Source organism: Micromonospora sp. WMMA1998, assembly GCF_027497375.1.
In the GTDB taxonomy this organism is placed as follows: Bacteria; Actinomycetota; Actinomycetes; order Mycobacteriales; family Micromonosporaceae; genus Micromonospora; species Micromonospora sediminicola.
The window spans coordinates 4,339,397-4,355,088 of sequence record NZ_CP114911.1; the positions used below are offsets into that span (position 1 = coordinate 4,339,397).

At 74.9% G+C, this 15,692-nt stretch carries 19 protein-coding genes; 4 read left to right on the plus strand and 15 right to left on the minus strand.

What is annotated here, in order from left to right:
- Nucleotides 1-69: 69 nt before the first annotated feature.
- From O7600_RS19785 to O7600_RS19800, 4 genes are read right to left on the minus strand one after another with little or no spacing between them, the layout of a single operon-like run.
- The gene (locus O7600_RS19785) at nucleotides 70-1,017 is read right to left on the minus strand and encodes a MerR family transcriptional regulator (RefSeq protein ID WP_281589446.1); all 948 of its coding nucleotides are present in this window, start codon (nucleotides 1,015-1,017) and stop codon (nucleotides 70-72) included.
- Complete coding sequence (gene idi / locus O7600_RS19790; protein WP_281594208.1) at nucleotides 1,007-1,600, minus strand: isopentenyl-diphosphate Delta-isomerase; 594 nt, start codon at nucleotides 1,598-1,600, stop codon at nucleotides 1,007-1,009. The genes O7600_RS19785 and idi overlap by 11 nt, the downstream gene beginning before the upstream one ends.
- Nucleotides 1,597-3,075 carry a phytoene desaturase family protein gene (gene crtI / locus O7600_RS19795; protein WP_281589448.1) on the minus strand — a complete coding sequence of 493 codons (1,479 nt, stop codon included), beginning with the start codon at nucleotides 3,073-3,075 and terminating at the stop codon, nucleotides 1,597-1,599. Before crtI ends, idi begins: the two co-directional genes overlap by 4 nt.
- 35 nt (nucleotides 3,076-3,110) lie before the next feature.
- Nucleotides 3,111-4,265: a polyprenyl synthetase family protein gene (locus O7600_RS19800; RefSeq protein ID WP_281589450.1), complete on the minus strand. Its 1,155-nt coding sequence runs from the start codon at nucleotides 4,263-4,265 to the stop codon at nucleotides 3,111-3,113.
- A gap of 65 nt (nucleotides 4,266-4,330) precedes the next feature.
- Here O7600_RS19800 and O7600_RS19805 point away from each other — a divergent pair, with 65 nt between their 5' ends.
- Together O7600_RS19805 and O7600_RS19810 are read left to right on the plus strand one after the other, a co-directional pair.
- A complete protein-coding gene (locus tag O7600_RS19805) occupies nucleotides 4,331-5,257 on the plus strand; it encodes a phytoene/squalene synthase family protein (protein ID WP_281589452.1) in 927 nt (308 codons plus the stop codon).
- Nucleotides 5,254-6,576, plus strand: coding sequence for a deoxyribodipyrimidine photo-lyase (locus O7600_RS19810; RefSeq protein WP_281589454.1), 1,323 nt, complete (start codon nucleotides 5,254-5,256; stop codon nucleotides 6,574-6,576). Before O7600_RS19805 ends, O7600_RS19810 begins: the two co-directional genes overlap by 4 nt.
- 13 nt (nucleotides 6,577-6,589) lie before the next feature.
- Here the strand turns inward: O7600_RS19810 and O7600_RS19815 are convergent, their stop codons facing one another.
- Complete coding sequence (locus O7600_RS19815) at nucleotides 6,590-7,690, minus strand: serine hydrolase domain-containing protein (protein ID WP_281589456.1); 1,101 nt, start codon at nucleotides 7,688-7,690, stop codon at nucleotides 6,590-6,592.
- A gap of 92 nt (nucleotides 7,691-7,782) precedes the next feature.
- Between O7600_RS19815 and O7600_RS19820 the strand changes: the two genes are divergently transcribed.
- Nucleotides 7,783-9,267: an FAD-dependent oxidoreductase gene (locus O7600_RS19820; RefSeq protein WP_281589458.1), complete on the plus strand. Its 1,485-nt coding sequence runs from the start codon at nucleotides 7,783-7,785 to the stop codon at nucleotides 9,265-9,267.
- Nucleotides 9,268-9,271: 4 nt separating this feature from the next.
- Here O7600_RS19820 and O7600_RS19825 read toward each other — a convergent pair whose 3' ends face one another.
- The 4 genes from O7600_RS19825 to O7600_RS19840 form a co-directional block, all read right to left on the minus strand.
- On the minus strand, nucleotides 9,272-10,036 hold the full coding sequence (locus O7600_RS19825) for a crotonase/enoyl-CoA hydratase family protein (RefSeq protein ID WP_281589460.1): 765 nt from the start codon (nucleotides 10,034-10,036) through the stop codon (nucleotides 9,272-9,274).
- A gap of 50 nt (nucleotides 10,037-10,086) precedes the next feature.
- Entirely contained in the window at nucleotides 10,087-10,512 is a 426-nt protein-coding gene (locus O7600_RS19830) for a PIN domain nuclease (RefSeq protein ID WP_099163035.1), read from the minus strand.
- Nucleotides 10,509-10,718 (minus strand): type II toxin-antitoxin system VapB family antitoxin, encoded by a 210-nt coding sequence (locus O7600_RS19835; RefSeq protein WP_099163034.1) that lies wholly within the window; start codon nucleotides 10,716-10,718, stop codon nucleotides 10,509-10,511. Before O7600_RS19835 ends, O7600_RS19830 begins: the two co-directional genes overlap by 4 nt.
- Nucleotides 10,719-10,781: 63 nt before the next feature.
- The gene (locus tag O7600_RS19840; RefSeq protein ID WP_281589463.1) at nucleotides 10,782-11,243 is read right to left on the minus strand and encodes a nitroreductase family deazaflavin-dependent oxidoreductase; all 462 of its coding nucleotides are present in this window, start codon (nucleotides 11,241-11,243) and stop codon (nucleotides 10,782-10,784) included.
- Nucleotides 11,244-11,328: 85 nt separating this feature from the next.
- On the opposite strand from O7600_RS19840, the gene O7600_RS19845 reads away from it, so the two are divergent.
- Nucleotides 11,329-12,180, plus strand: coding sequence for a Rieske 2Fe-2S domain-containing protein (locus O7600_RS19845; RefSeq protein WP_281589465.1), 852 nt, complete (start codon nucleotides 11,329-11,331; stop codon nucleotides 12,178-12,180).
- Between the two features lie 6 nt (nucleotides 12,181-12,186).
- On the opposite strand, the gene O7600_RS19850 is transcribed toward O7600_RS19845, so the two are convergent.
- From O7600_RS19850 to O7600_RS19875, 6 genes are read right to left on the minus strand one after another with little or no spacing between them, the layout of a single operon-like run.
- Nucleotides 12,187-13,206, minus strand: coding sequence for a LysM domain-containing protein (locus tag O7600_RS19850; protein WP_281589468.1), 1,020 nt, complete (start codon nucleotides 13,204-13,206; stop codon nucleotides 12,187-12,189).
- A 14-nt stretch (nucleotides 13,207-13,220) separates the two neighbouring features.
- Entirely contained in the window at nucleotides 13,221-13,661 is a 441-nt protein-coding gene (locus tag O7600_RS19855) for a hypothetical protein (protein WP_281589470.1), read from the minus strand.
- Nucleotides 13,658-14,119, minus strand: coding sequence for a TadE/TadG family type IV pilus assembly protein (locus O7600_RS19860; RefSeq protein ID WP_281589472.1), 462 nt, complete (start codon nucleotides 14,117-14,119; stop codon nucleotides 13,658-13,660). Before O7600_RS19860 ends, O7600_RS19855 begins: the two co-directional genes overlap by 4 nt.
- A 5-nt stretch (nucleotides 14,120-14,124) precedes the next feature.
- Nucleotides 14,125-14,613 carry a TadE family protein gene (locus O7600_RS19865; protein ID WP_281589474.1) on the minus strand — a complete coding sequence of 163 codons (489 nt, stop codon included), beginning with the start codon at nucleotides 14,611-14,613 and terminating at the stop codon, nucleotides 14,125-14,127.
- Nucleotides 14,613-14,822: a hypothetical protein gene (locus O7600_RS19870; RefSeq protein WP_174531188.1), complete on the minus strand. Its 210-nt coding sequence runs from the start codon at nucleotides 14,820-14,822 to the stop codon at nucleotides 14,613-14,615. The genes O7600_RS19865 and O7600_RS19870 overlap by 1 nt, the downstream gene beginning before the upstream one ends.
- A 24-nt stretch (nucleotides 14,823-14,846) precedes the next feature.
- Complete coding sequence (locus O7600_RS19875; protein ID WP_281594209.1) at nucleotides 14,847-15,692, minus strand: type II secretion system F family protein; 846 nt, start codon at nucleotides 15,690-15,692, stop codon at nucleotides 14,847-14,849.

Here is a 15,692-nt window from a genome sequence, read left to right on the forward strand (position 1 = left end):
CTCCCGGAGGGGTCGGGGTCAGACGGACTTTCCGACCGTAGTGGACGCCGCCCCGGAGCGGAAAGGCCCTCAGCCCGCGGCCGACTGGTCCAGCGAGTCCCGTACCGCCACGGCCAGCGAGAGCGCCTCGGCCAGATCCACCGGTCGGACCACCCCGGCCGGCAGCGAGTCGGCCCGCCACCCCGGCCCGGCGGCGAGCACCAGCAGCGGCCGGCGCGGGACCGCCAGCAGCGCGGCGAGTTGGTGCGGACCGGCCGTGGCCCGGGTGTGCGACCAGAGCACCACGGCCGCCGGCCCGGTCCGGTTGACCGCCTCGACCAGGGCGGCCACCGGCACCCGGGCGCCGAGCATGCGGTAACTCACACCGGCCTCCGCCAGCGCGGCGGCCAGCGCCTCCAGCGGCAGTGAGTGCTGCTCCTCGTCCGCGCAGGAGAGCAGGATCCGCGGCGGTCCGACGGTCGGGTGCGCCCGGGCCACCGAGGCGAGTGCCTCGGAGACGCACCGGGACATCAGGTGCTCCACCTCGATCAGCCCGGACGTGGCCGCGTGCCGCTCCCCGATCCCGGCGAGCACCGGTCGCAGCAGGCCCTCCCAGGTCGCCACCACGCCGTCGGCGGCGAGCGAGTCGCCGACGGTGCGGCCGATGGTCACCGAGTCCAGGCGCATGGCGGCCCGGGCCAGGCCGCGGGCGACCGGCCCGGCCCGGCCGACCGGGATGGTGGTGCCGCCGCCGTCGCGGACCGTCGAGGTACGGGCCTTCAGGCCGAGCCGGTCCGGCGGGAGCACGGCCGGCGCCTGGCGGGCCCAGCGGGCCGCCTCGGCCGGCGCGACGCCCTCCCCGGTGAGCCGTCGCATGATCTCCAGGCGGGCGAGGTCGGCGGGCGTGTAGCGCCGGTGGTGGCCAGGCACGTGTTCGCTCGGGCCGAGGCCGTAGCGCTGGTGCCAGGTGCGCAGGGTGGTGACCGCCACGCCCAGCCGGCGCGCGACCGCCCCCGCGCTCAGTGCCTCATCGGCCACCCGACCGCTCCGGTGCCTCGTCGGCCGGCGCGCCGGACCGGGCCACGCCCACCGGGTGCAGGAGCCGGTTCACCACGCCGCCCAACCAGGGGGCGTACGCCCGCGGGTCGGTGTCGAGGTCGGCCAGCACCGCGACCGGGTCCACCCAGCGCAGGTCGGCCACCTCGTCCGGGTCGGGCCGGGTCGGCAGGTCGGCGGGGACCTCGGCGCGCAGCACGTGGTCGTACTCGAACTCGACCCGACCGGTGGCCGGGTCCTCGGCGTAGTAGAGGTAGACGCCGACCTCGGTGAGGTCCACCGGGCCGAGGCCGAGTTCCTCGGCGACCCGGCGGTTGGCGGCGTCGGTCAACGACTGGCCGGGCAGCGGATGCCCGCAGCAGGAGTTGGCCCAGCGGAGCGGGAACCGGGTCTTGACCGCGGCCCGCTGCTGGAGCAGCACCCGGCCGGCCGGGTCGACCAGCAGCACCGAGAAGGCCCGGTGCAGCCGACCGGGCGGCTGGTGGGCGGCGGCCACGGTGGTCTCGCCGAGCACCCGGCCGCCGTCGTCCACCAGCTCGACCAGGTGTTCCTCCCGGCCCATCAGGAGTTCCCGGTGATGCGGGAGGCGGCGAGCTTGCCGCTGATCAGCACCATCGGCACACCCACGCCGGGCTGGGTGCCGGAGCCGACGAAGACCACGTTGCCCAGCGTCCTGTGCAGGTTCGACGGGCGGAACGGGCCGGTCTGGAAGAGGCTGTGCGCGGCGGCGAACGGCGTGCCGGCCGCCATGCCCTGCGCCGCCCAGTCCGCCGGGGTGACCGCGCGCAGCACCTCGATGCCGTCGCCGAAACCGACGTAGCCGCGCTCCTCGAGCGTCGCCACGAGCTGACCGGCGTAGCGGTCGGTGAGGTCACCGGACCAGTCGAACGGCGCCCGGTCGAGGTTGGGCACCGGGGCCAGCACGTAGTAGGTGTGCTTGCCGGCCGGCGCCACCGACGGGTCGGTGCGGCTCGGGTTCGTCACCAGCAGCGACGGGTCGGTCATGAGCTCGCCTCGCCGGATCACCTCGTCGAACGTGCCCTTCCAGGCGCGTCCGAAGTGGATGTTGTGGTGGGCGATCTTGCCATAGCCCTGCGTCGAACCGACGTGCAGCACCACGCACGACGGCGAGTAGGTGAGCCTGCGCTGCCGGCTCTCGGGCAGCAGCTCCTGGTAGGCGACGGGCAGATCGGGGTTGAGCACCACCACGTCGGCGGGCACGAACTCGCCGTCGGAGGTGACCACCCCGGTGGCGCGGCCGTGTGCCGTCTCCACCCGGCTCACCGTGGTGCCGTACCGGATCTGCACGCCGTGCTTCTCCGCCGCGCCGGCCATGCCCCGGGAGACCGCGTGGATGCCGCCGCGCGGGAAGCTCACCCCGGCCACCGAGTCGAGGTACGCGATGACCGTGTAGATGGCCAGCGCGTCGTGCGGCGACAGCCCGGCGTACATCGCCTGGAAGGAGAAGATCCGCTGGGTACGCGGGTCGCGGAAGAACTGGTTGATCTTCGTCTGGAGCCGCCGGAACGCGCCGTTGGCGAACAGCTTCAGCAGGTTCCCGGTGAGCAGGTCGGTGGGCGCGTCGAGGTTGCGTTCGATGAAGTCGGCCCGCTCCCACTTCCACAGGTTGCGGGCGTAGTCGACGAAGCGCAGGTAGCCGTCCGCCTCCCGGGGGCCGCAGACCTTGGCGATCTCGGCGGCCATCCGGGTGGTGTCGGTGATGACGTCCAGCGTCGACCCGTCCGGGTAGTAGGCGCGGTAGGCCGGGTCGAGCGGGGTCAGGTCGAGCCAGTCGGTCAGCTCCTCACCCACCGCGCCCAGCGCCTCGGCGATCAGGTCGGGCATGGTGAGGACGGTCGGTCCGGTGTCGAACTCGTACCCGTCGACGCTGAGCCGGCCGGCGCGCCCGCCCGGCACCGGCTCGCGTTCCAGCACGGTCACCTGCCGGCCGCTGCCGGCCAGGTGCAGCGCGCACGCCAGCCCACCCAGCCCGGCCCCGACCACGACCACCCGGTCGGTCCGCCCGTTCACGGTGCGCATTCCGGCTCCCTTGCTCGTGCTCACGAAGGTGCTCATCAGGACCGCCGCGCGGTGGCGGCGGTGGCGAGGCCGGTCAACGCGGTGCGCGCCGTCTCGTCGATCGGTGCGGTGTCGAGCGCGGCCAACGCGTCGGTGACCCGCTCGGAGATCATCCGTTCCACCCGGGCGGCGGCCCCGGTGTCCCGGACCAGGTCGGCCAGCCGGGCCACCTCGCGGTCGCCGGTGACCGTGCCGGCCCGGTCCAGGGCCCGGCGCTGGGTCGGGTCGGCGAGCTGCCGGGCCAGCATCAGCAGCGCGGTCGGCTTGCCGGTACGCAGGTCGTCCCCGGCCGGCTTGCCGGTGGTCTCCGGGTCGCCGTAGACGCCGAGCAGGTCGTCGCGGAGCTGGAACGCCTCACCGACGGCCAGCCCGTAGCGGGTGTACGCGGCGATCAGCGGCCCGTCCGCGTCGGCGCCGGCCAGGCAGGCGCCGAAGAGCAGCGGGCGCTGGACGGTGTAGCTGGCGGTCTTGTAGCGGGCCACCCGCAGCGCCCGGTCGACCGACCAGTTGGCCGCGTCGTGTTCGCCCAGTATGTCGAGGAACTGCCCGGCGACCGTCTCCACCCGCATCTGGTCGTAGCAGCGGCGCACGTCGAGCAGCCGGTCCGCCGGCACGGCGGCACGCGCCATCAACCGGTCGGCCCAGACCATGCAGAGGTCGCCGATGAGCACGGCGACCGCCTCGCCGTAGCGGTCGGGGTCGCCGGCGTGCCCGGCGGACCGGTGCCGCGCGGCGGCGGCCCGGTGCGCGGTGGGCAGGCCGCGTCGGGTGTCGGAGGCGTCCATCACGTCGTCGTGCACCAGCGCGAACGTGTGCAGCAGTTCCAGCGCGGACAGGGCGGGCAGCACGTCCTGCACCGCCGCCTCGCCGCCGATCACCCCGCGCCAGCCCCAGTACGCGAACGTCGGGCGGACCCGCTTGCCGCCGGCCAGCACGGCGTCGCGGGCCGTCGCGGCGAAGCCACCCATCGCTGCGTCGATCTCGGTGAGTGAGTCGACCTCGGTGGCCAGGAACCCCGCCAGGGTGTCGTCAACTCCCTTGATCAGGTCTTTCGTGAACGCGGCCAGTACGCCGCGGACCGGATCGTCCGTCGCTTCCGGCTGTGCCGGCGCGACGCGGAGCGCATTACCCGCAACTGCGTCGTTGGCCATGTGGGGGAGCGTACCCTAGGGTTACGAGTTGCGTCGATTGCTGCGTCGAAAACCGAGGAGGGCCGGTGGACACGGATCTCACCGCTGCCTATGACCGTTGCCGCGAGCTGCACCGGCGTCACGGCCGTACCTACTATCTCGCCACCCGCCTTCTCCCCGCATGGAAACGGCGCCATGTGCACGCGTTGTACGGATTCACCCGCTACGCGGACGAGATCGTCGACCGCACCGAGGACCTGCCGCCCGCCGAGCGCGCCGCCCGGCTGCGCGAGTGGTCGGACCGGTTCGTCGCCGGCCTGCACGGTGCGTCGGTCGACGACCCGCTGCTGCCGGCGGTGCTGCACACCATCGCCGTGTTCGACCTGGACCGCGACGACTTCGCGTCGTTTCTGCGCAGCATGGCGATGGACCTGACGGTCATGTCGTACCCGACCTACGACGACCTGCTCGACTACATGGAGGGCTCGGCCGCCGTCATCGGCACCATGATGCTGCCGATCCTGGGCAGCTCCGACCCGGCCGCCGCCCGCGAGCCCGCCCGCCAGCTCGGCTTCGCGTTCCAGCTCACCAACTTCATCCGGGACGTCGCCGAGGACCTCGACCGGGGTCGGACCTACCTGCCCGACGAGGACCTGGCCAAGTTCGACGTCACCCGCGACGACCTGCTCGCCGCCAAGGCCGCCGGACGCACCACGTCCCGGATCCGCGAGCTGATCGAGTACGAGGTGACCCGCGCCCAGGCGCACTACCTCGCCGCCGCGCCGGGCATCCCGCTGCTCAACCCCGCGTCGCAGGCGTGCATGCGCACGGCGTACGCGCTCTACGGCGGGATCCTCGACGAGGTGGCCGGGCAGGGCTTCGACGTCTTCGTCCGCCGGGCCCTGGTGCCGCAGCGGCGGCGGATGTCGGTGGCCGCCCGGGCGCTGCTCACCCCGGCCGGCACGCCGGTGCGGGTGCCCGGCCCGGCGCTCCAGCCGGCCCTGGCCGGATGACCGAGCGTACGGCGGTCGTGCTGTTCACCCGCGACCTGCGGGTGCACGACCATCCGGCGCTGGCCGCCGCCGTCTCGGCGTTCGACCGGGTGGTGCCGCTCTACGTGCTCGACCCGGCGCTGCAGAAGCTCTCCCCGAACCGGACCCGGTTCCTCCACCAGAGCCTCGCCGACCTGCGCGAGGCGCTCCGCAAGCGCGGCGGCGACCTGGTGGTCCGGCGCGGCGACCCGGTGGCCGAGACCGTGAGGCTGGCCCGGAAGGTCGGCGCCGAGGGGATCGGGCTCTCCGCCGACGTCAGCCGCCACGCCCACCGCCGGGAACGCCGCCTTCGTGAGGAGTGCGACCGGCACCGGCTGTTCCTGCGGCTCTTTCCCGGCCTGACGATCGTCGAGCCGGGCGCGCTCCGGCCGACCGGCGGCGACCACTACAAGGTGTTCAGCCCCTACTTCCGGGCCTGGCAGGGCGCGAAGCTCCGGGAGGAGTTGGCCGCGCCGAAGCGGATCCGGCTGCCCGACGGCGTCGACCCGGGCAGGCTGCCCGACCCGCCGAAGGGCGACAGCCCGGACGCCGCCGACGGCGGGGAGAGCGTCGCCCAGCGTCGCCTGAGGGCCTGGCTGCCCACCCTCGACCGGTACGACGACATCCACGACGACATGGCCGGTGACGACACCTCCCGGCTCAGCCCGTACCTCCGGTGGGGTTGCGTCTCGCCGCTGGCGGTGGCGAACCGGGCCGGCGACCGCGACGGGCCGTTCGTCCGGCAGCTCTGCTGGCGCGACTTCTACCACCAGGTGGTCGCCGGCTTCCCCGACCTGTCCACCACCGCCTACCGGCGGGGCGCCCGGGAGGACTGGCGCGACGACCCGCACGCGCTGGAGGCCTGGACCGAGGGACGGACCGGGATGCCGATCGTGGACGCCGGGATGCGGCAGCTGCGCGCCGAGGGCTGGATGCACAACCGGGCCCGGCTCATCACGGCCGGCTACCTGACCAAGCACCTCGGGCTGGACTGGCGGCCCGGGCTGGAGGTCTTCTTCCGCTGGCTGCTCGACGGCGACCGGGTCAACAACTCGGGCAACTGGCAGTGGGTGGCCGGCACCGGCAACGACACCCGGCCGTACCGCGGCTTCAACCCGGTACGGCAGGCCGAGCGCTACGACCCCGACGGCGCGTACGTGCGGCGCTGGGTCCCGGAGCTGGAGTCGGTGCCGGGCAAGGCCGTGCACCAGCCGTGGCGGCTGCCCGACGAGACGCGTCGGACGCTCGACTATCCGCCGCCGCTGGAGGTGCCCGGCGCCGACCCGGTCTGGTTGCGCTGACCCGGGCGACGGGTCAGAGGCAGGAGTGCAACGCCTCGACCAGCTCGTCCACCCGGTCGTGGTCGGCCAACCGCGCCGTCACGTACGCGAAGGTGTAGCCCCGCTCCGGGTCCGCCCAGGCGCTGCTGCCGCCGATCCCGCCCATGCCCCAGCTGCCGTCCGGATCCCACTGCATGCCGAGCGTCCAGTGCGCCGTCCGGTCCAGCACCAGGTCCGGGCCGGCGTACTGCACCCGGGTCGCCTCGGCGACCAGGTCCGGGCTGAACAGGCGTACCCCGTCGAGGATGCCGCCGGCGAGCAGCCCGGCGTAGAGCCGGGCCAGCGCGGACGCGGTGGCATGCAGGTTCACCGCCGGGATCTCGGCCGCCCGCCAGGAGTCGCCGTTCACCACGGCGACGTCCCGCCCGCCGGGCGGGTTGTCCAGTGCGCGGGCGCGCAGCGAGCCCGGCTCGCCGCGGACCAGGTCCGGCCAGCCGGGGTCGCCGTAGGACAGGTCGGCGCAGCGCCGCCGGTCCGCCGGTCCCAGGCCGAAGGCCAGGTCCAGCCGCCACGGACCGGCGATCTCCTCGGCCAGGAACCGGCCCACCGACCGCCCGTCGACCCGGCGGACCACCTCACCCACCAGGTGCCCGTACGTCCAGGCGTGCTCGCCCGCGACGGCGCCCGGCGTCCACTCGGGCTCGGCGGCGGCCAGGTCGGCGCAGAGCAGGTCCCAGTCGGTGATCGCGGCGGCGGGCCGGGGCACGGGGAAGGCGGGCAGCCCGGCGGTGTGGGCGAGCACCTGCCGCACGGTCGCCGGGGCGCGGAACCCGGGCCAGTACGCGGCCACCGGCGCGTCCAGATTCACCCGCCCCCGGTCGACCAGCAGCAGCAGGCAGAGCGCCACCACCGGCTTGCCCACCGAGTAGACGTCGACGAGCGTGTCCGGCCGCCACGGCCGGTCCGCGCCGACGGCCGGCACCACCACGCCCGGCGGGACCGCCGCCGAGGTGCCGCCCGCCAGCTCGATCACCGGTACGCCGTGGTGCCACACCGTCAGCGCGGCGCCGGTCTCCCGGCCGGTGGCGAAGAGGTCGTGAAAGCAGTCCCGGACCGGGACGAAGCGCGCGTGCATCCGGCGACTGTAGGACGTCGCGTGCGTCACCGGCACGGGAAATCCGGCCGGGTCCGGTGGCCCGCGACCCGGCGGTGCGGAATGCTGGCGGAATGGCGGAGCCGGAACTGGTGGACGTGGTCGTGGTCGGGCTCGGGGTCGGCGGCGAGGAGGTGGCCGGGCGGCTCGCCGAGGCCGGCCTCACCGTGGTCGGCGTCGAACGGGACCTGGTCGGTGGCGAGTGCCCCTACTGGGGGTGCGTGCCGAGCAAGATGATGATCCGGGCGGCCAACGCGCTGGCCGAGGCGCACCGGGTGAACGAGCTGGCCGGCTCCGCCCAGGTACGGCCCGACTGGGCGCCGGTGGCGAAGCGGATCCGCGAGGAGGCCACCGACACCTGGGACGACACGGCGGCGGTCGACCGGTTCACCGGCAAGGGCGGCCGGTTCGTCAGGGGCAGCGGCCGGCTCGACGGCCCGAACCGGGTCCGCGTCGGTGACCAGGTGTTCCAGGCGCGCTACGGCGTGGTCCTCGGCACCGGCACCCGCCCCTCGGTCCCGCCGATCGACGGGCTCGCCGACACGCCCTACTGGACCAACCACCAGGCCATCGAGGTGGAGGAGCTGCCCGCGTCGCTGCTGGTGCTCGGCGGCGGCGCGATCGGGCTGGAACTGGCCCAGGTCTTCGCCCGGTTCGGCGTCCGGGTGACGGTCGTCGAGGCGGCCGACCGGGTGCTCGCCGTCGAGGAGCCGGAGGCGTCCGCGCTCGCCGCCGAGGCGCTGCGCGCCGACGGGGTGGAGATCCACACCGGGGTCAAGGCGGGCCGGGTCAGCCACGACGGCAGCGCGTTCACCGTGCACGCCGACGACACCGCGTTCACCGGCGAGAAGCTGCTCGTGGTGACCGGCCGCAAGGCGCACCTGGAGGAGTTGGGGCTGGACACGGTCGGGGTCGACGCCGGGCAGCGCTACCTGCCGGTGAACGACCGGATGCACGTCGCCGAGGGGATCTGGGCGGTCGGCGACCTCACCGGCGAGGGCGCGTTCACCCACATCGCCATGTACCAGGCCGGCATCGTGGTCGCGGACGTGCTCGACCACATGCGGCGCACCAAGGGCGGCCCGGACGCCAGCGGCACCGCCAGCGTGGTCGGCGGCGCGGCCGGGGTGGTCAGCGCGGTCGGCGGCGCGATGAGCGCGGGCGGCTCGACGGTCGCGCCGGGCAGCGTCCCGGTCGCCGACTACCGGGCGCTGCCCCGGGTCACCTTCACCGACCCGGAGGTGGGCGCGGTCGGCCTCACCGAGCAGCAGGCCCGCGAGCGCGGCGTGAACGTCCAGGTCGGGTACACCGACCTGACCTCGTCGGCCCGCGGCTGGATCCACAAGACCGGCAACGCCGGCTTCATCAAACTGGTCGCCGACGCCGACAAGGGCGTGCTGGTGGGCGCCACCTCGGCCGGCCCGACCGGCGGCGAGGTGCTCTCCGCGCTGGTGGTGGCCGTGCACGCGGCGGTGCCGATCAGCCAGCTCCGGCACATGATCTACGCGTACCCGACGTTCCACCGGGCCGTCGAGGACGCGCTGCGCAACCTGAAGTGACGCCTCAGCCGGCCGGCGCGCCGTGCCGGCCGGCCCCGGCGGCGAACCGGCCGGCGCCGTGCACCCCGTCCACCGCCAGCGACTCCATGCCGTAGGCCAGCTCCGTGGCGAGCGCCTCCGGCTCGGGCCGACCGGCGCCGGCGAGCAGCGCCGCCCGGTCGTTGCGCAGGCAGGTCTGCGGATGCCGGGCGATCCCGACGGCCAGCCGCTCGGCCTCCGCGCGGGCCGCGCCGGGCGCGACCAGCCGGTTCACCAACCCCATCGCGTACGCCTCGTCGGCGGGCACCGGGCGGCCGGTGAGGATCAGGTCCATCGCGCGGCTCTCCCCGATCAGCCGGGGCAGCCGCAGCGTCCCGCCGTCGATCAGCGGTACGCCCCACCGCCGGCAGAACACGCCCAGCGTCGCGTCCGACTCGGCGACCCGCAGGTCGCACCAGAGCGCCAGTTCCAGGCCGCCGGCCACCGCGTACCCGGAGATCGCGGCGATCACCGGCTTGGACAGCCGCATCCGGGTCGGGCCCATCGGCCCGTCGCCCTCGGGCTCGACCCGGTTGCCGCGCGGGGTGCCGATCGCCTTGAGGTCGGCGCCGGAGCAGAACGTGCCGCCCGCGCCCCAGAGCACGGCCACCGACGCGTCCGGGTCGGCGTCGAAGGCGCGGAACGCGTCGGCCAGGGCCCGGGCGGTCGGCCCGTCCACGGCGTTACGGGCCTCCGGCCGGTCCAGGATCACCGTGGTCACGCCGTCGGCGTGCTCGACGCGTACACCCATGGGGTCAGCATGCCCCCGACGTTGCCCGGGGGCCAGCGGACGCGGGCCGGCTACTTGATCGTGCCGGGTGCGGCCAGCCACCGCATCGGTTGGCCGGTCACGGCGCCCACCTGGTCGAAGTCCCGGTCGTAGTGCAACAGCGAGAGCCCGTGGTATTCGGCGGTGGCGGCGACGAGGAGGTCGACGGCACCGGCTGAGCGGTGTGTCCCCCGGCCGGTCAGCTCCAGCTGTGTCTCGGCGGCGCGTCCGTAGATCCGGTCGGGCATCGCCACCCACCCGAATACGGTTCGGAGCTGCTGTTCCAGCTGGGCCCGGTCCGCGACGGAACGGGCGGTGTAGAGGAACTCCAGCTCGACCAGCGGACACACGGCGACCAGGCCGGCGGTCACCGTCTCCTCCCAGCGCTTTGCCACGTCGGGGTCGCGGAGCAGCCGGACGAGAGCGCTGGTGTCGATCAGATAGTCGGCGAGCTTCACGAGCGGTAACTGCCCTTGTCGAGCAACTCGTCGAAGTCACCGGCCCGGCCGCGTTCGGACAGCTCGGCTAAGGCCCGGGCGCGGCGTAGGCGGGCGGCACCCTCGCGAAGGGCGACGTTGACCGTCTCCTTCTTGGTCTTGGTGCCGAACGCTTCGGCGGCGTCCGCCAGTGCCTCATCGTCGACATCCACCAGGATCTTGGTCATCCACGCCTCCTATATACGGCAAGCGCCTGGAGTATATCTGGCGGCGGCTGTGACGGTGGCGGTTCAGCGTTCGGCGAAGTCGAGGCGGACCAGGGGGAGGCGGGCGTCCACGTCGGTCGGCAGCGGGCCGTCGCCGGTCAGCTCCGGGATGCCCAGAGCACGGCCCAACGCCGCAGCGGCCCGCCGGTGCCGCTGCCGGTAGCGCGCGAGCCGCTGCCGTACCTCCTCGCCGGCCAGCACGGTCGCCCGCGCCGGCACGCCCCGGTCCGGGCCGTTCCACACCCGCACCGCCGGATCCGCGGAGACGTTGCGGAACCACTGCGACCCCCGGCCGTAGCCGGAGGCGAGGAAGAGCGCGCCCGGCTCCCGGTCGACCACCTCCAGCACCACGTGGCGGGGCAGGCCGGAGCGGCGGCCCCGGTGCTCCAGCATCATCAGCCGGCGGCCGAGCAACCGGCCGAGGCCGTGACGGTAGAGCGGAATCGGCGCGCGGGCCAGCCAACGGGGGATGCGACGGCGTGCCATGCCTCCGACGGTACGCCCCGGCCCACCTGCGAGGGATTTCCCGGCCGTCCGGTTTGGGGGCCCGCCGGCCGGGAAGTCGGAACAGGTGCGCGAACTGATGACGAAGCTCGAACAGGCCTCCGGACTCGACCGGGTGGGCGACCGCCTGCAACGCGTCGTCCAGGGGACGCTGCGCTCGCAACGGGTCCGGGACGCGCTGCACGGCGTCTGGCTGGGGCACCCGCTGCACCCGGCGATGGTGCAGGTCCCGGTCGGCGCGTGGATCTCCGCCGCCGTGGTGGACCTGCTGCCCGGTCAGCGCCGGGCGGCCACCGCCCTGGTCGGGCTCGGCACGGTCAGCGCGCTGCCCGCCGCGGTCGCCGGATGGAACGACTGGGCCTCCCTCTCCCGGGACCAGCGCCGGATCGGCCTGGTGCACGCGGGGGCGAACATCGTCGGCCTGACCCTCTACGCCGGTTCGCTCGCGGCCCGGCTGAACGGGCGGCACGGCCTCGGCCGGGCGCTGGCCTACCTGGGCCTGTCCGCGGCGAGCGGCGGGGCGTACCTGGGCGGGCACCTGGCCTACAAGCAGGGCGCCCAGGTCAGCCAGAGCGTCTCCGAGATGCACCTGATCAGCGACGGCTGGCACGCCGTGGGCGACCTGGGCAGCCTGCCGCAGCGGGAACTGGTCACCCGGGAGATCGACGACGTCTCGGTGATCCTCTACCGGCACGGCGACGACGTCACCGTGATGCTGGAGCGCTGCCCGCACCAGAGCGGCCCGCTCGGTGAGGGCGAGGTGCGGCAGATCGACGGCCACGCCTGCGTGGTCTGCCCGTGGCACGGCAGCGCGTTCCGGCTCAACGGTGGCGAGGTGGTGCACGGCCCGGCCGCCAACGACCAGGTCGTGCTCCCCACCCGCGTGGTCTCCGGCCGGGTCGAGGCCCGGCTGCCCTGACCCGGGTCAGTCCCGGCGGTGTCGACCGCTGCCCAGCGCACGTGCCGGGACCGGCCGCCGGCGCAGGCCGAGGACCGCGCCGATCTGCGCGCCCACGATGCTCGCCACCGCCAGCACCGCCGAGATGGCCAGCGGGCGGTTGATGCCCTCCTCGGCCGTCGCCCGGGACGCCCCCGCCGACATGGCCGGCGGCTGCCCGTCCGGCGCCGCCACGGTCGGCGTCGTGTCCCGGGCCGTGGTGTGCGGCGCGGGCTTCGGCTTCGGCTTCGACGCCGTCGACGACGCGCCACCCCCACCCGGCTTCGCCGGCTTGGGCTGCGCCGACGTCACCACCAACCGTCCGGCGGCGTGGCGCTGGGCGCCGGAGTCCACCGCGCCCTCGGGCAGCCGGATGAGCTGGCCGGGACGGATCCGGTCCGGGTCGGCGAGCCGGTTCAGCCGGGCCAGCTCCCGGTAGCGGTCGAAGTCGTCCAGGTAGCGGTCGGCCACCTCGCCCAGGTAGTCGCCCTTCGCCACCCGGTACACCGCCGGGTCGGTGGTCACCGACGTGGACCGTACCGGCGTCGCGGCCTGCGTCGTGGTGGCCGCCGCCGGGGCGACGGCCACGGCCTGCGGGGCGGACAGGGCGGCGGCGCTCGCCGCGGCCGGGCTCGCGGCCAGGATCAGCGCCACCGAACCCACCAGCGCGGCGGCGGCCCGCTGCTGGCGGTGCATGCCGGGCAGCTTCGGCGCCGGCCGGCGCAGCGCCGACGCGCCCAACTCCACCAGGACGGAGAACGCGAACGTGGCCCAGCCGAACCAGCCCACCACGGCCAGCGCCCGCAGGAAGAGCTGCCCGTCGTCGCGACTGGTCAACGCCGTACCCACCTCGGCCAGGGTGGGCAGGTGGTCGGGGAGCGGGCTGCCGGCGAAGGCCAGCAGCGCGACCGGCCCGCCGGCCAGCACCCCGACGAGCACGACGAGGGCGCCGAGCCCGGTGAGGACCTGGCCGGTGCGGTGGACGGCGGAGCGTCGGGGTGCACCCATGATGGCCTTCCTTCCTACGGTGGCGGTGGCGGCGCGGTGAGCGCCCGAGCGGTGGCCTCACCGGTGACGGTGGCGGTCCGTGGCGCGCCGAAGAGACCGAGCAGGTCCCGGCGGTAGGTGATCCGCACGCGTACCCGGATCTGGGTCTCGGCGCCGACCACGGGAAAGTCGACCTCGTGGCCGCCCACCCCGCCGGCGGCGGCGAGGTAGTCGGCGACGGCCCTGCGGGCGGCGACCTGGTCGATCCGGGTCGGGCCGCCCTCGATGGCGCCCGCGCGGTCGATCATCTGGCCGCCGCTGCGGGCCGCCTCGGCGGCAAGGTTGTCCGCCCGTTGCAGGGTGCGCAGCTGCCCGGCGCCGTCGTAGGCGAGGCCGATGACGGCGAGCACGCCGGTCATCGCCACGGCCAGGAAGAGACTCACCCGGCCGCTCTCCGCCCCGCGTCGCCCGGTCATCCGCGGCTCCGGTAGGTGTCCAGCGGCGAGGTGAAGCTCGCCGCGACGGTCTTGCCGCCCGGCACTCCGGGCAGCCCGGGCGCGCTCAGGTCGTCGAAGGACACGGTGCAGGTCACCGTCACCGTGACGGTCGCCGGCACGCCGGGCGCGCTGCGGTACGCGGCGGCGAAGCTGGTCGCCGTCCCGGCCACCGAACCGGCCAGTTCGAGCCGGGGCGGCGCGGTGCAGCGCAGGCCGGACCAGTCGAGCTGGGTGCGGGCCGCGTTCTCGGCGGCCTCCTCGCCGTCGTCCGCGGTACGGGCCAGCGAGGCGGCCCGGGCGGCGTCGTGCGCGGCGGACTCCACCGCCTCGTCGGCGACGGCCGTCCGCCCGGCGACCCCGGCGAGCACCATCAGCCCGATGAAGGCGGGGGCGAGCACCGCCACCTCGATCGAGACGGATCCCCGGTCCCGTGGCACCGGCCTCACCCCGCGGTCCAGCGTTCGGCGGGGCCGTGCGCGGTCTGCGTGACCTCGAAGGAGACCCCCGGGATGACCGACAGGGAGCGGCCCCGCACCGTGCAGGTGACGCCGTCGCCGATCTCCGCGCAGGTCGGCCCGGTCCGCTCCCAGCCGACCAGCCAGTCCCCGGAGCGGCGCAGGAAGTTCGTGGCCCGCTCCCGGCCGGCGTCCGGACCGGCGTCGAACGTGCGCTGGGCGTTGACCCCGGTCTGCGCCGCGTTGAGCGCGGTGGACCGGGCGACGAACCAGACGGCGACCTGGATCGAGCCGAAGAGCAGCACCAGGATCACCGGCATCATCACCGCCAGCTCGACCGGGTTGGCGCCCCGCTCACGCCCGCCCGCGTCGAGGCGGGCGCGCAGGGCGGCGGCGATCCGCCCCGGACCGCGCGGGCCGGCGGGCCGGCCGGCGGGTGCCGGCCGGCTCCGGACCGTACGGGTGGGGCGGCGCATCACGGTGCCTGCGGCGCCGTGTTGTTCGGGATGGCGTTCATCCAGTTGTTCGCCTTGGCCAGGGCGAGCCCGGTGACCGCCATCGCCACCGCGACCAGGCCGAAGATGATCACGGCGGTCGGCACCGGGCTGTCGCCGCGCTCGGAGTCCCGGCGCAGCTCGGCGAGGCGGGTGCTCACCGTCGCGTACAGATAGGCGTAGAGGTGCATGGTCTTCTCCTTCTCGGGGTGGGATCACAGACGGGCGATGAACGGGTAGACGGCGAAGCCGAGCAGGACGAAGACCAGCAGCGAGCCGGGGATGTCCAACTTGCTGGTCACCCCCTCGGCCCGGGTCAGGTTGTCGGTGCGGATCTGGTCGCGCAGCGAGTCGGCGCGGGAGCGCAACGTCTCGTGCACCTGGGCGCCCTCGCTGCCCGAGGAGCGCATGATCGCGCCCACGTCACCCAGCTCCGGGATGCCGATCCGGTCGGCCAGCTCCTGCAACTCGTCCCAGGGCGAGTGCATCTGGAGCTGGGCGAGCCGCAACGCCTCCCGGATCCGGTCGAACACCCAGCCGTCGCAGACCGCCGCCGCGCGTTCCAGCGACTGCACCGGGCCGTGCGCGGCGGAGAGCTGCAAGGCGACCAGGTCGAGGTAGGTGCAGACCGCCTGGCGGAACTCGTCCCGGGCCGCGTCGGCCCGGGCCAGCACCGAGCGGTGCGCGAGCAGGCCGGCGGCCAGCGCCAGGCCCAGGCTGGCCAGCACCGGTACGGCCACCGGGAGCGCCACCCCGCCGAGGAAGAGCACGGCCGAGGCGACCGCCGGGGTGGCGAAGCCGACCAGCGCGGAGAGCAGCACGGACAGGGCGTACTGCTCGGGGGTCCGGTCGAGCAGCGCGAGCTGGCGGTGCGGCGGGCGCAGCCAGCGGGCGAAGCCGCCCAACCAGTCCGGCCCGGCGCCGGCCGCGGGGGCCTGGCCGGGCGGCTGGTGCAGCCGACGCAGGGCCGGGCCGAGCGCCGGGGTGGCCGGCAACGCCTCGCGGACCACCAGGAACAGCCCGAGCCCGACCGCGCCCCCGCCGAGCACCGCGATCGCCAT